Here is a 14,369-nt window from a genome sequence, read left to right as displayed (position 1 = left end):
ATAAATATGAAGCACTTTAAAATAATTTTCACATTCGCATTACTCTTATTTTTTGGGTTGAACAATGCCCAGAAAATCGGTGTAGTGGATACTAATGAAATTTTAAATAAATTACCTCAGTATAAAGAAGCTGAAGCCAGATTAAATTCTCAGATCGATACCTGGGAGTCTGAACTTCAAAGCCTTCAGACTGAATATGAAAGAAAAAAAGCTGCTTTTGAAAGTGAAAAAGTTTTATTGATAGGGGACCAGCTTAAGCTTCGGGAAAAAGAAGTAACAGACCTCGATAAAAATATTAAAACAACAACCAGCCTACGTTTTGGGGCTAACGGTGAAATTACAAAACTGAGAACAAATCTGGTTCAGCCTTTTCAGGATCAGATCTGGGGAGCCATCAAAACAATGTCCGAAAAAAATGGCTTGGGCATAGTTCTTGATAAAAGCAATAACATTAGTGTTATTTTCCTTCAGTCAAAATATGATTACACTGAAAAAGTATTGTCCATTCTATTGAAAGGAACAGACAAAAAGGAAAAAACAAATAGCAAAAGCAAAAAATAATTAAAGAATTAACTTTTGCTATATTTTAAAATCTAAAAACAAATTAAATTATTTATTTACCAGTTATGAAAAAATTAAGTGTATTATTTGCAGCAGTAATGATGGTTGTATCTGTAGGTATGGCAAAAGCTCAAAAAATTGCTACTTTAGATGTAATGGGAGTTCTTAACGCTATGCCGGAGAAAAAGAAAGCAGATGCTGATCTTAAAACATTCTTAGATACAAAACAAGCTGAGATCAAGAAAAAAGCTGACGCAGCTCAAACTAAATATCAGCAATATCAAACAGAAGCTCCTAAGAAAACAGCTGACGAAAACACAGCAAGAGAAGCTGAAATGAAAAAATTAGCTGAAGAAATTCAGCAAATGCAGGAGAAAGCTCAAAAAGATCTACAGTCTAAGCAAGACGTAGCTTTCGGACCTATTGAGAAAAAGCTAAATGATGCCGTAGAAAAAGTAGCTAAAGCTAATGGATATGATTATGTTATGGATGCCAACTCTACAGCATTCCTTTATAAAGCAGGCCCAGATGCAACAGCAGCTGTAAAGAAAGAATTAGGAATTCAATAATTTCAGCAAATTAACAAAGATTTATAAAACTAACCGCCTCTTTTAGAGGTGGTTTTTTTATTTTTGCGGAATGGAAAAAGAAGTATCAACTACGGTCAAAGTGAGGTTTAGTGACTGCGATCCGATCGGACATTTGAATAATGTAAAATACCTTGATTATATGTTCAATGCCCGGGAAGATCATGTAGAAACATTTTATGGATTTACCTATGAAGAATATACCAAGAAAACCGGCTGTACCTGGATTGCCATTCAAAATGAAATAGCTTATTTAAAAGAAGTAAAATATAACACACAGGTCGTCATCAGCAGCAAAACCATCGATGTACAGGATAGAACAGCAAAAGTCGAAATTCTGATGAAAAGCTTAGATGAAAAAACAATCCATGCTGTACTTTGGGTGACTGTTATTTATTTCAATGTTAAAACAAGAAAATCTGAAGTTCATCCTCAGGATATCAAAGAGATTTTTGATAAGTTCTATGTAGATCTCATCCAGAAAGACTTCCAGTCAAGAGTGAAGTTCTTGAGATCTCAGAATGCCAAAAACTCATAACCACAATTCTTATTGAAAACTCCAATTTAAAATAATAATAAACAAATGAAAAAAATAGCAGTAATAGGTAGTAATGGGCAATTAGGAAACTGCATAAAAAAGATAGCTCCTGACTTTGAACATCAATATGAATTCTTATTTACAGACTCATCCACTTTAGATGTTACCAATGAAGAGCAGGTGAACGATTTCTTTTATGATAACAAACCTGATTACTGCATCAATGCTTCAGCATATACAGCTGTTGACCTCGCAGAGAATGAAAGAGAAAAAGCTTTTGCGGTAAATGCTGATGGGGTAGCTCATCTTGCTCAGGCATGTGCAGATTATAAATCTGTGTTGATTCATGTTTCTACAGACTATGTTTTTGATGGCGCTACAAATCTTCCCTACTCCGAAGATGATTTTACCAATCCGATAGGAGCATATGGAGAATCAAAAAGAAAAGGAGAAGAGCTTGCCCTGGAAATAAATCCCCAAACCATTATTCTGAGAACTTCATGGCTGTATTCAGAATTCAATAAAAACTTTGTGAAAACAATGCTGAACCTGTTCTCTCAAAAACAAGAATTAGGAATTGTTGCAGATCAGTTTGGACAGCCAACCAATGCAAACGATCTGGCAGAGGCAATTATGCAAATCATCCAGGCTCCGCGTAAAACCTATGGAATTTTCCACTTCTCAAACTATCCGGAAACAACCTGGTTTGAATTTGCCAAGAAAATTGCTGAGTTCTCAAAGTCACCAGTAAAACTAAATCCGTTAACAACCGAGCAGTATCCCACTCCGGCCAGAAGACCTGTAAGAAGTACAATGTCTTTGGATAAAATAGAAGAGACTTATAAAATAGAGCCCAGACATTGGGAAAACAGTCTCGAAGAATGTGTTGAAATACTTTCACACCAATAATATATATATGAAGAATATTGCAATCCTCTTTTCCGTATTATGCATCCAGCTGTGGAGCGCACAGAATGTTTATATGACCAGAGTTGAAAAAACAAATGATAACTCAGATAAATTCTTCTTTAGAAAAGAGGATACCACATCAGATGCTGTTTATTTAGGAGAAGTAGAAGTACAGGGATTTTCAAAAGATGATGCACTCGTATTTTCTTTGGTATATAAAAAAGCAAAAGAGATCGGTGCCAATACTTTTGAATTAAGGCCTTTCGAAAACGTGGATGGAAGTGCTCAGTCATTCAATGCTGCCAATTATAAGATTGCTTTATATTATACGCCTAAAGAAAAACTGGCCGCCCGGCATGGCGAGATGTACATATTTGCATCCTCTGAAAAAGATCAGAAAATAAGTATCAATCGTAAAGACTATACCATCTCTCCCAGATCATTTTTTAAATTAAAAGTTGTTCCTGGGGAAATCTATACAATTTCAACAAGAAAGCTTTTGGGATCTACAATAAAAGTTCAGCCAAAAGCCAATGATGACAATCTTTATTTTCAGGTTTCATCTTTAAAAGTAAAATCAGACAACTCAGGAGTAGGAGGTTTAAACTTAAAATCTGGCGATATTATTGGCCTGGAAAAATCCTATGCAGAATTTTTGAGCGTAATATATAAAGAAAGTAATCCGTAAAAATCAATTATTGCCGTTCTATTTGTGATCTGGTTTTAAATAAATTTAAATTAAATGCATTCTGTTTAAAATTTTTCTCACTTTATTTCAGTTGGTTAGGGTTCCATATGAAGGGAATATGAAATTTAAGTTAAATAAATTTGTTTGCGTTGTAAGAAGTTGCTATCTTTGCCGCACTGAAAAACGAGAGAGATTCAGTAGCGCAGAAGAGCCTTTAGATAGGCAGAGACGATATTACTTCCAAAAAGAGACGAGCGAAAAAACATCAAAAACTTTTCACAAAAAAAAGTTGCGGGTTAAAAAAGAGTTTGTATCTTTGCAGTCCCAAACAGGGAGCGCAGGAGTAGAGAGATTGAGGGTTATGGAAGGGGTTAAGGTTACTTAAAAAACTTTAAAATTTTCTTTCAGGACATTTGGTCAAATCAAAATAAAGTTTTACTTTTGCACTCGCAAATGCGGAGCGCCACTGACAGAGAAGAGTGCTTCGTTGAAAAGCGAAAGATAAAAAGATCATTGACATACAATATAACAACCAAGTAAGGAAAAACTAAAGCGTTAAAAAACTTTGAGTGAGTCAGACAAACATACAATGGAGAGTTTGATCCTGGCTCAGGATGAACGCTAGCGGGAGGCCTAACACATGCAAGCCGAGCGGTAGAGTCTCTTCGGAGACTTGAGAGCGGCGTACGGGTGCGGAACACGTGTGCAACCTGCCTTTATCAGGGGGATAGCCTTTCGAAAGGAAGATTAATACCCCATAATATATTAAGTGGCATCACTTGATATTGAAAACTCCGGTGGATAGAGATGGGCACGCGCAAGATTAGATAGTTGGTGAGGTAACGGCTCACCAAGTCTGCGATCTTTAGGGGGCCTGAGAGGGTGATCCCCCACACTGGTACTGAGACACGGACCAGACTCCTACGGGAGGCAGCAGTGAGGAATATTGGACAATGGGTGCGAGCCTGATCCAGCCATCCCGCGTGAAGGACGACGGCCCTATGGGTTGTAAACTTCTTTTGTATAGGGATAAACCCAGATACGTGTATCTGGCTGAAGGTACTATACGAATAAGCACCGGCTAACTCCGTGCCAGCAGCCGCGGTAATACGGAGGGTGCAAGCGTTATCCGGATTTATTGGGTTTAAAGGGTCCGTAGGCGGACTCGTAAGTCAGTGGTGAAATCTCACAGCTTAACTGTGAAACTGCCATTGATACTGCGGGTCTTGAGTGTTGTTGAAGTAGCTGGAATAAGTAGTGTAGCGGTGAAATGCATAGATATTACTTAGAACACCAATTGCGAAGGCAGGTTACTAAGCAACAACTGACGCTGATGGACGAAAGCGTGGGGAGCGAACAGGATTAGATACCCTGGTAGTCCACGCCGTAAACGATGCTAACTCGTTTTTGGGCTTTATGGTTCAGAGACTAAGCGAAAGTGATAAGTTAGCCACCTGGGGAGTACGTTCGCAAGAATGAAACTCAAAGGAATTGACGGGGGCCCGCACAAGCGGTGGATTATGTGGTTTAATTCGATGATACGCGAGGAACCTTACCAAGGCTTAAATGGGAAATGACAGGTTTAGAAATAGACTTTTCTTCGGACATTTTTCAAGGTGCTGCATGGTTGTCGTCAGCTCGTGCCGTGAGGTGTTAGGTTAAGTCCTGCAACGAGCGCAACCCCTGTCACTAGTTGCCATCATTAAGTTGGGGACTCTAGTGAGACTGCCTACGCAAGTAGAGAGGAAGGTGGGGATGACGTCAAATCATCACGGCCCTTACGCCTTGGGCCACACACGTAATACAATGGCCGGTACAGAGGGCAGCTACACAGCGATGTGATGCAAATCTCGAAAGCCGGTCTCAGTTCGGATTGGAGTCTGCAACTCGACTCTATGAAGCTGGAATCGCTAGTAATCGCGCATCAGCCATGGCGCGGTGAATACGTTCCCGGGCCTTGTACACACCGCCCGTCAAGCCATGGAAGTCTGGGGTACCTGAAGTCGGTGACCGTAACAGGAGCTGCCTAGGGTAAAACAGGTAACTAGGGCTAAGTCGTAACAAGGTAGCCGTACCGGAAGGTGCGGCTGGAACATCTCATTTTAGAGCGTCTTTTAGGACGATAAACAAAATTAGTATCGCAAGATACAAGTACTTACTTAAAGTAAAGCTTTAGTTTTTTGTTTGGTTGGTTATATTAAAAAATACAAAACCCACTAGAAATTAGTAAAGGGATAGAGAGATTTTAGATTATAAATTATAGATTTTAGATTTAAATAATCATTTAAAATTTTCAATTTAAAATTTAAAATTAATAATGAAGTCTCGTAGCTCAGCTGGTTAGAGCGCTACACTGATAATGTAGAGGTCGGCAGTTCGAGCCTGCCCGAGACTACTAATTTTGAGTACAGGAGTTTGATAGTATTAGAGTATAAGGGTTTAAGGCTCAAACGCTCTAAGACCTTCACTCACCCACTCAACTAGAGGGGGAATTAGCTCAGCTGGCTAGAGCGCCTGCCTTGCACGCAGGAGGTCAAGGGTTCGACTCCCTTATTCTCCACAGTTTTGGAGGTTTAGTTTGAAAGTGACGATTGGAGCCAAAAACAACAATTGTTTACTAAACCAAAAGAAAGACATTAAGATCATTGACATTAACGGTAAAGACATCACAAAGAGAAAACCGAGCGCATAAAGCGCTTGAGTAACCAATAGGAAAGAAATCGTTAAGGGCGTATGGCGGATGCCTAGGCTTTCAGAGGCGAAGAAGGACGTGGTAAGCTGCGAAAAGCTGCGGGGATTGGCACACACGAATAGATCCGCAGATGTCCGAATGGGGCAACCCGGCATATTGAAGATATGTCACCTCTTAGGAGGAGCAAACCCGGAGAACTGAAACATCTAAGTACCCGGAGGAAAAGAAATCGAAGAGATTCCGTAAGTAGTGGCGAGCGAAAGCGGATTAGCCCAAAAGTCGTTATATGTTTAATAGAATGTTCTGGAAAGAACAGCCGTAGAAGGTGATAGCCCTGTATATGAAAGGCATATTTTGATGATAAATGAGTAGGGCGGGACACGTGAAATCCTGTCTGAATATGGGGGGACCATCCTCCAAGGCTAAATACTCCTGAAAGACCGATAGTGAACAAGTACTGTGAAGGAAAGGTGAAAAGCACTTCGAATAGAAGGGTGAAATAGAACCTGAAACCGTACGCCTACAAGCGGTCGGAGCAGCGTAAAGCTGTGACGGCGTGCCTTTTGCATAATGAGCCTACGAGTTAATTTTACTAGCGAGGTTAAGGTATTAAGTACCGGAGCCGGAGCGAAAGCGAGTCTGAATAGGGCGCATAGTTAGTAGGATTAGACGCGAAACCTTGTGATCTACCCATGGGCAGGTTGAAGCTCTGGTAACACAGAGTGGAGGACCGAACCGGTTGACGTTGAAAAGTCTTCGGATGACCTGTGGGTAGGGGTGAAAGGCCAATCAAACTGGGAGATAGCTCGTACTCTCCGAAATGCATTTAGGTGCAGCGTCGCAACAAAGTTTATTAGAGGTAGAGCTACTGATTGGATGCGGGGGTTTCATCGCCTACCAATTCCTGACAAACTCCGAATGCTAATAAATGTTCTGCGGCAGTGAGGGCATGGGTGCTAAGGTCCATGTCCGAGAGGGAAAGAACCCAGACCAACAGCTAAGGTCCCAAAATATATGTTAAGTTGAAACAACGCGGTTGGACTGCATTGACAGCTAGGATGTTGGCTTGGAAGCAGCCATTCATTTAAAGAGTGCGTAACAGCTCACTAGTCGAGCGGTCCGGCATGGATAATAATCGGGCATAAACATATTACCGAAGCTATGGATTTATATTTAAAATATATCTGGTAGGAGAGCATTCTATTTGCGCCGAAGCAGTATCGTGAGGTATTGTGGAGCGGATAGAAAAGAAAATGTAGGCATAAGTAACGATAAAGCAGGCGAGAAACCTGCTCACCGAAAGACCAAGGCTTCCTCAGCCATGCTAATCAGCTGAGGGTTAGTCGGGACCTAACGCGAACCCGAGAGGGGTAGTGGATGGACAATGGGTTAATATTCCCATACTTGCTCACACTAAAAAGGGGACGGTTGGATGTAGCTGCTAAAGACTGACGGAATAGTCAAGGCCTAGCCTTCGGGCGAAGCTGCTGTAGTGTAATCTGATCCAAGAAAAGCCGAAGTGAAGCAACCCGTACCAAAACCGACACAGGTGGTCGAGGAGAGAATCCTAAGGTGCTCGAGTGAGTCGTGGCTAAGGAACTAGGCAAAATAGTCTCGTAACTTCGGAAGAAGAGACGCCATCAGCAATGGTGGCCGCAGTGAAGAGGCCCAGGCGACTGTTTATCAAAAACACAGGACTCTGCTAAATCGAAAGATGCTGTATAGGGTCTGACACCTGCCCGGTGCTGGAAGGTTAAGGAAGGTGCTTAGAGTTAAATCGAAGGCATTGACTGAAGCCCCAGTAAACGGCGGCCGTAACTATAACGGTCCTAAGGTAGCGAAATTCCTTGTCGGGTAAGTTCCGACCTGCACGAATGGTGTAACGATCTGGGCACTGTCTCAGCCACGAGCTCGGTGAAATTGTAGTATCGGTGAAGATGCCGATTACCCGCAATGGGACGAAAAGACCCTGTGAACCTTTACTATAACTTCGTATTGACTTTGAGTAAGTAATGTGTAGGATAGGTGGGAGGCTTTGAAGCAGGCACGCTAGTGTTTGTGGAGCCAACGTTGAAATACCACCCTTTACTTACTTGGAGCCTAACTTCTTTCAGAAGGACATTGCGTGGTGGGTAGTTTGACTGGGGTGGTCGCCTCCAAAAGAGTAACGGAGGCTTTCAAAGGTACCCTCAGCACGCTTGGTAACCGTGCGTAGAGTGTAATGGCATAAGGGTGCTTGACTGTGAGACCTACAAGTCGATCAGGTGCGAAAGCAGGACATAGTGATCCGGTGGTTCCGTATGGAAGGGCCATCGCTCATAGGATAAAAGGTACTCCGGGGATAACAGGCTAGTCTCCCCCAAGAGCTCACATCGACGGGGAGGTTCGGCACCTCGATGTCGGCTCGTCACATCCTGGGGCTGGAGAAGGTCCCAAGGGTTGGGCTGTTCGCCCATTAAAGTGGCACGCGAGCTGGGTTCAGAACGTCGTGAGACAGTTCGGTCTCTATCTATTGCGGGCGTTAGATGTTTGAGAGGGCTTGATTCTAGTACGAGAGGACCGAATTGAACAAACCTCTGGTGTATCAGTTGTACCGCCAGGTGCACCGCTGAGTAGCTACGTTTGGAAGAGATAAGCACTGAAAGCATATAAGTGCGAAACTCGCCTCAAGATGAGACATCTTTTAAGGGTCGTTGTAGATGACGACGTTGATAGGCTATAGGTGTAAAGACAGTAATGTCATAGCCAAGTAGTACTAATTACCCGTAGATTTATAGTCTATGGTTACTATTAAACCAGGTGCTTTATGTGCATTGAAGGTTTTGTCTTTGTGAAAGTTTTTATCGATAAACCAGATGTCAGGTATAAGACCTCAGATAGCAGACTTAAAGTCTGAAATCTGAAATCCAGCCTCTGATATCTTATATACCTTCTTTAGGGTGGTTTTAGCGGTGGGGCTCACCTGTTCCCATTCCGAACACAGAAGTTAAGCCCACCAGCGCCGATGGTACTGCTAACGCGGGAGAGTAGGCCGCCGCCAGTTTTTATTTTATTTTTAAAATCCTTTATCTTAAATGATAAAGGATTTTTTTTGGCTTATACCCAACCCAAACCGCTCAACTTAATGGGCAATGGGTAATGAGTAATGAGTAATCCAGGCTCATACATCCATCTTCTTCCAGCTTCCCGCTTCCCGCTTCCCGCCTCCAGCTTCCATTCTTTACTGGCATTATTGTACTTATTATTTTTCTTCAGTTAATAGGATTAACTCAATTATAAGTTTTGGCTACAGCCCGTTCCTGTTGAATTGTTTTTATTTTTAACCACAGATGGCACAGATTGACACAGATGATTATGCATATAATGATTATGTGTTTGATAAAGCAGGCTGGTTTCGGCTAAAATGTAGGAGTATGGTTTGTTCTCATTCCATATAAATAATGTGCTGAAGATACAGAATGTGAATATTCATATCCGAAACCCGGTTTATCTTAACTCATAATACTTTTCAGGTGCTATTTAAGACCTTAAATCCTTTATTATTGATGAAGTAGTTTTTGTTCTACATCAAAGACTTAATAATGCTTCAGAATCCATCTTATTTAAAGCTAAAGAAAAACAAAAACCGCCTCTGCAAAGAAACGGTTCATTAATTTTATGACATTTTGATTTTTCAATCTTATCCGCACGTGCTTAGTTAGCTCCAATTGTAAAAACTATCTGTGCACTATAAGTTGTTGCAGGAATTGTTACAGAAACACCACCTATTTCTAATTGTACATTAATAGCTGAATAATCTACACTGTTGCCGAGCCCTAATAATCCGCTAAATGTAATTGTTGAAAGTGTTGCCGAGCCGGCTTGCGGTATTTCCACGAAATTAACATTTCCGCCAGTAATAGTGGCACTGCAAGCTACACAAAGGCCGTTGATTTTAGTGGTACCCCCACTTCTTTTTGCATAAAGCTTCAGAGCACTGTTCCAGGAAGTAGGAACATAGTTCATACTGATCCTTGCCCCTGAACTTGTAAGAAGGTTCAGAAAAGAACCGGGTAAATTACCGGATAACACAAGCTGGCTAGGATTATCGTAGGTTCCCGCATAGTTAGTACCAGCCTCAGTAATGGTAGGTACGCTGACCGTCCAGCTGGTCCCTGCAATATTTATGGTTTGCCCTTGAAGATAGCCACCCACTATTAATGCAATAATGTATAGATATCTTTTTAAGAATTGTTCTTTGAAAAAGGGACTTTTGATTTTCATTTTTAAATTTTATTCTGTAATAGTGTAGGTGATGACGATAGCTGTATTGGCCTGTGCCTGTAAATTAGCATACGTATTTGTGGCAAGTGAAACCGTAAGCGCATGGCCATTGTTAGCTCCATTTCCGGTATACGCTCCTCCAATACCGCTGATAATGGTAACAGGAGTGGTGGTAAGGATAACCTGTCCTGCAGATGTTCCCAATGTTCCCCCTCCAGCTCCGGAAGCAGAAGCTGCCTGCAGTCTTATATTGACGCCGGCAATAGTTTTATTTACAGAAGCTGTAATTTTTCTGGTCAATCCTCCGGGAGTAATGGCAGAGGTATAGTTGATCCATTTTGAAGTATTGGGAGTTGGAGTCCCCAGAGCATTTCCGGCTTCTGTAGGAGCTGTGAAATTCAAAGTAATACTTCCTGTAGGTTCAATATCCATTAAAGTTACAACAGGTAATGTTAAGCTGACAGTGGTACTCGCAGTCTGGGAATAGATTGAGCCAGATGCAATAAACAATGCTATTAATATTATGGAACGGATCAGAATCATTTCTTCTTTTTTATATCATTATATCCTACTTTCAGGGATTCCTGCTGGTATTTTATTTCTATCTGCTGTTTAACAACATTGATGCTCAATTTCTTTATTTCTGCGGGCTGTAACGTAAACTGAAACCTGTCAGTTGAAATTTTATAGCGTTTATCCAGTCCGTTACGGTATACTTTAACGGTCCAGTCGCCGGGTCTGAGATAGGTAAAGTCAAAATCTTCTCCTATGAAACATATCTTGCGGTAGGTCTGATCATTATTGGTAGCTTCCACAATAATACTTTCTCTTTTTTTCTTGTCTTTCCCAGCTGTCAGCTGCCCAAAATCGGGTTGATCTTTTTCTCCTGTTTCTAAGAATTTGACGTGCCCCTGAACATTAGAAGCTGTTGTCAGTCCGAAGTTAAATGTATTTTCTTTATTTATTAATGAAAGAGCTGCAGGAAAAGTTTGAGTCGGAATGTCATTGATTTCTGTTGTTGAACGGTCTATTTCAAGGAAATAGTTGTCAGGAATAACATTTTTAAACATATAATTTCCATCTTTATCCGTAATGGAGAGATAACTTCCAAGCATTAATCGTATTCCTTCGGTCTTTTTTATCCCCAGGTTGCTGATATTTCCCGATAACGAAGTATATTCCGCCGTTTTCTGCACCGGAACGTTGGGCCGCCAGGTATAACGCATGGAAAATATGAAATCTTTATTTCCGATTTCGCCTCTTTGCAATGAATATCGTCCGGATAGATCAAGCTCATTGCCAGGAAATAATTGCTGGTGAAAAAGAAGTTCAAACAGATTTCTGTCTTTAAAATATTCTTCAGGCATATAATTGTTCTGATAAAAAATACTTAAGCTGGTCTTGTCGGAAAACCGGCTGAAGATCCTGGCTCCGTAATAAAGGTTTTTCTGATTTTTGAGCTGATATCTTGAGCTGATGGCATAGCTTCCGAAAATATTAAATGATGTTCTGAATTTTTGAAAGGAAAGATTTGCGGAATAAAAACTTGAATTACCCCTAAATCCTGTCAGATAGTTATCTGTTTTACCCAATTGCCCGTCCAGATTTATCTGAAATACTCCGATCTGCTGATTTATACTCACTTTGAAATAACGTTCATAATAATCAAACTGTTTGGGTTCTAACCGGTCTTTATAGGCTTGATAGCCATTGTTAAAAATAACGAAACCGCTGGGCAGGTATCTGTATTGCACGCCATATTGAAAATACTTTCTGTAAGGGGCTGCGAGCAGCAGAGTATCTCTCTGGAAATTTTTAGCATCCTGCATATAATTGGCAAATACACTTATTTTTTTGGTGATAGTGTAGTAAATATTACCATTAAAGGTATTCGTATTGGTAAAGTATCCGGCAAAATCAGGGCTGGCTCTCATGTACATTAAACTTCCGTTCAGTTTTTTAAAAACGGCATCAGCCTGAAATAAATAGGCTGTTCCATCAGTTTTCTGTGTAGTACTGTACGCCAATTCTCCCGACAGGTTAATATTTTTTGAAACTTTAAATTTTCCCTTAGCATAGGGAAGATGGGCGTCTGAGTCAAGTTTTACATCCCCATATCTGACTTCTTCCTTTCCTGGAGTTTTATAGAGATATCCTACAGAAATTTCAGACTCTTTCCGGATTTTAAAGGTAGAATACATATTAAATTCATCTTTAATATCTCTGAAGAACCTGGGGTGATTATAAAATCCGCCAAAGCTCACTTTATTAAAATCATAGCGGATTTCCGCCCCACGGCCATATCTTGCAAATTCTGTAAGATAGGAGGATGAATAGGTTTTATCACCGAGATGAAGGAAAAAATTGTCCCGTTTATAATTCACAAAATATTCTTCATACTGGGTAAATGTATTGAGCTCTACCGGATTATGGGTGACCGCTCTGAATTCAATCTGATTTTTATTGTCTTTATCAAGTGTCCCTTTACCGTAGATCTCTCCCTGAAAGCCGTCATTATAAACACCCAGATTCTGCATGCCAATGAAAGATAATGAAACAGCAACAGGAAGTCTGTGATAAATATCGTTTTCAGTTGGCTTTACTGATATAACCTGAGTACTTGCATAAACATCCTGATTTTCTTTGGGATTATTCTTTGAGCGTACCGAAAGATTAAGGTTCTGAAATTCATTTTGGGCGAGTTCAGGACTTGTTACTTTATGAATGGTAATAATTGTTGATTCATTGGGAGCCAATACCAGTGATGACTCATTATCAACAATTGCATTTTTACTTCCCAGCACAAGTTTCTCGGTTATATTACCATTGTTTTTTAAAAGAAAAGAGGCCCTGATTGTTTCTCCGGCTCTCACAAATTCGGGTGTATTTAAAGCTGTAACCAAAAGACTGCTGTTTCCGGAAACGGTAATTTTTGAACTTTTTGCAAATGATATTCCGTTGCGGTCAGTAATGTTTAATGTTACAGAATAGGTGCCTTGCCCCGTTTCTGCCCCAACACGCAGCGGAACCAGATATACGGATGTTTCATAAGGAGCCATCTGAAATTCCCCTTTTGCCAGAATAGGATTAATGGACGGACTTGATGTAGCAACTGAAATATCATAAGTCTTGCTTTCAGCTGAATTATTTTCTAATGTAAAGGGAATAGAAGTTGACATTCCCGGCATTAAACTATCTTTTTTACTGATCAATCGGTTGGATTGCTGTTGAGAAAAAATAAATGCCGGGAATAATAATAGGATAATAAATAATGTCCAGGTTTTAATCATTTTTTACTTCTAATTCCACATTGAGTGCAAATGCATTCTCCTCTTCATCGGTAGCTATTATGGCGGCTTTGTACTTATCCGGTGGTACTTTACTGATGTCAATGAAAAATGTTTTGGAAGTGTTCGGCAACAATCCCATTGTTAAGCTTGAATACGTACCTACTTTTTCACCCGTTTTTCGGTTATAGATTTCAATGACCGCTGTAGGTTTACAGTATAGATTGCCATTATTGGCTATAGCGATCTTTGCCGTTTGCTTGCCCTCCTGTTTTTCTACCTTTACACTTTCAAATTTAAGGTCCGGTCTTGCCCTTTCAGTTTCAAAATCAGTAATAACCTGAATTGCATATCGTATTACAGAAGTGATGCTCACTCCCGGTTTTTTGTCACTGGGCTTTATTTCCTCTACAGGCTCTACAATGATAATACTCCAATAGCTTCCCGGATCCATTGCCTGATTGGGAACTGTTATTTCATAAAATATCTCAGTCTTTTCTTTACCTTTAAGAGTAACCAGATTGGTGTTGAGCTTTATCCAATCTCCGTTACTGCGGCTATTAGTGCGTAATGCTGTATAATTGATGGTTCCATCAGCATGGTAGGTATAATCCTGTAAAAATAATTTTACACTCTGAGGATTGCTGCTTGTGTTTTCAATGGCAACTTTTCCTTTGTAAACCTTTCCGTTTTCTATTTTATAAGAATGCGTAAGCCCGTTGAGGATCACAATGCCGGCATGTAAAAAGCTGAACTGCAAAATCAGGGTGATCAAAAGAAGAATACGCTTTATCATGGGGATAGTTTGGAGTTAAATTAATTGTAATACAAAAGCAGGAAGAAA

Annotated in this window: 9 protein-coding genes, 2 tRNA genes and 3 rRNA genes; 10 read left to right on the top strand and 4 right to left on the bottom strand. The window is 40.4% G+C overall.

Translation table 11 applies throughout. The annotated features are described in order from the left end of the window. Window positions 1–6: 6 nt before the first annotated feature. The 10 genes from ACP3T3_RS12900 (at window position 7) to rrf (ending at window position 9,018) form a co-directional block, all read left to right on the top strand. Window positions 7–561, top strand: coding sequence for an OmpH family outer membrane protein (locus ACP3T3_RS12900; RefSeq protein WP_426476256.1), 555 nt, complete (start codon window positions 7–9; stop codon window positions 559–561). A gap of 65 nt (window positions 562–626) precedes the next feature. After that, window positions 627–1,130, top strand: a complete 504-nt coding sequence (locus ACP3T3_RS12895; RefSeq protein WP_426476255.1) for an OmpH family outer membrane protein — start codon at window positions 627–629, stop codon at window positions 1,128–1,130. A 70-nt stretch (window positions 1,131–1,200) separates the two neighbouring features. Continuing rightward, window positions 1,201–1,686: an acyl-CoA thioesterase gene (locus ACP3T3_RS12890; RefSeq protein ID WP_426476254.1), complete on the top strand. Its 486-nt coding sequence runs from the start codon at window positions 1,201–1,203 to the stop codon at window positions 1,684–1,686. Window positions 1,687–1,731: 45 nt separating this feature from the next. Continuing rightward, window positions 1,732–2,595 (top strand): dTDP-4-dehydrorhamnose reductase, encoded by an 864-nt coding sequence (gene rfbD, locus ACP3T3_RS12885; protein WP_426476253.1) that lies wholly within the window; start codon window positions 1,732–1,734, stop codon window positions 2,593–2,595. Between the two features lie 7 nt (window positions 2,596–2,602). Then, entirely contained in the window at window positions 2,603–3,283 is a 681-nt protein-coding gene (locus ACP3T3_RS12880) for a hypothetical protein (RefSeq protein ID WP_426476252.1), read from the top strand. Between the two features lie 586 nt (window positions 3,284–3,869). Continuing rightward, window positions 3,870–5,386: ribosomal RNA gene (locus ACP3T3_RS12875) — 16S ribosomal RNA — on the top strand. 218 nt (window positions 5,387–5,604) lie between these two features. Next, window positions 5,605–5,678 (top strand) — tRNA-Ile (locus tag ACP3T3_RS12870). 91 nt (window positions 5,679–5,769) lie between these two features. Further along, window positions 5,770–5,843 (top strand) — tRNA-Ala (locus ACP3T3_RS12865). Between the two features lie 153 nt (window positions 5,844–5,996). Further along, window positions 5,997–8,754, top strand: a 23S ribosomal RNA gene (locus ACP3T3_RS12860). Window positions 8,755–8,910: 156 nt separating this feature from the next. After that, a 5S ribosomal RNA gene (gene rrf / locus ACP3T3_RS12855) occupies window positions 8,911–9,018 on the top strand. Together the 16S, 23S and 5S rRNA genes with 2 tRNA genes alongside form the textbook arrangement of a ribosomal RNA operon. A 650-nt stretch (window positions 9,019–9,668) precedes the next feature. Here rrf and ACP3T3_RS12850 read toward each other — a convergent pair. The 4 genes from ACP3T3_RS12850 to ACP3T3_RS12835 are packed head-to-tail and all read right to left on the bottom strand — an operon-like array spanning window position 9,669 to window position 14,321. Then, on the bottom strand, window positions 9,669–10,238 hold the full coding sequence (locus tag ACP3T3_RS12850) for a hypothetical protein (protein ID WP_426476251.1): 570 nt from the start codon (window positions 10,236–10,238) through the stop codon (window positions 9,669–9,671). A 9-nt stretch (window positions 10,239–10,247) separates the two neighbouring features. Then, entirely contained in the window at window positions 10,248–10,781 is a 534-nt protein-coding gene (locus tag ACP3T3_RS12845; protein WP_426476250.1) for a hypothetical protein, read from the bottom strand. After that, on the bottom strand, window positions 10,778–13,528 hold the full coding sequence (locus ACP3T3_RS12840) for a hypothetical protein (RefSeq protein WP_426476249.1): 2,751 nt from the start codon (window positions 13,526–13,528) through the stop codon (window positions 10,778–10,780). Before ACP3T3_RS12840 ends, ACP3T3_RS12845 begins: the two co-directional genes overlap by 4 nt. Further along, window positions 13,521–14,321: a WxL protein host-binding domain-containing protein gene (locus ACP3T3_RS12835; protein ID WP_426476248.1), complete on the bottom strand. Its 801-nt coding sequence runs from the start codon at window positions 14,319–14,321 to the stop codon at window positions 13,521–13,523. The genes ACP3T3_RS12840 and ACP3T3_RS12835 overlap by 8 nt, the downstream gene beginning before the upstream one ends. Between the last annotated feature and the right edge of the window lie 48 nt (window positions 14,322–14,369).

The organism is Chryseobacterium sp. CBSDS_008 (assembly GCF_049959325.1).
In the GTDB taxonomy this organism is placed as follows: Bacteria; Bacteroidota; Bacteroidia; order Flavobacteriales; family Weeksellaceae; genus Chryseobacterium.
The sequence above is the reverse complement of the archived record's forward strand: the minus strand, read 5'-3'. Positions and strand labels throughout refer to the sequence as shown.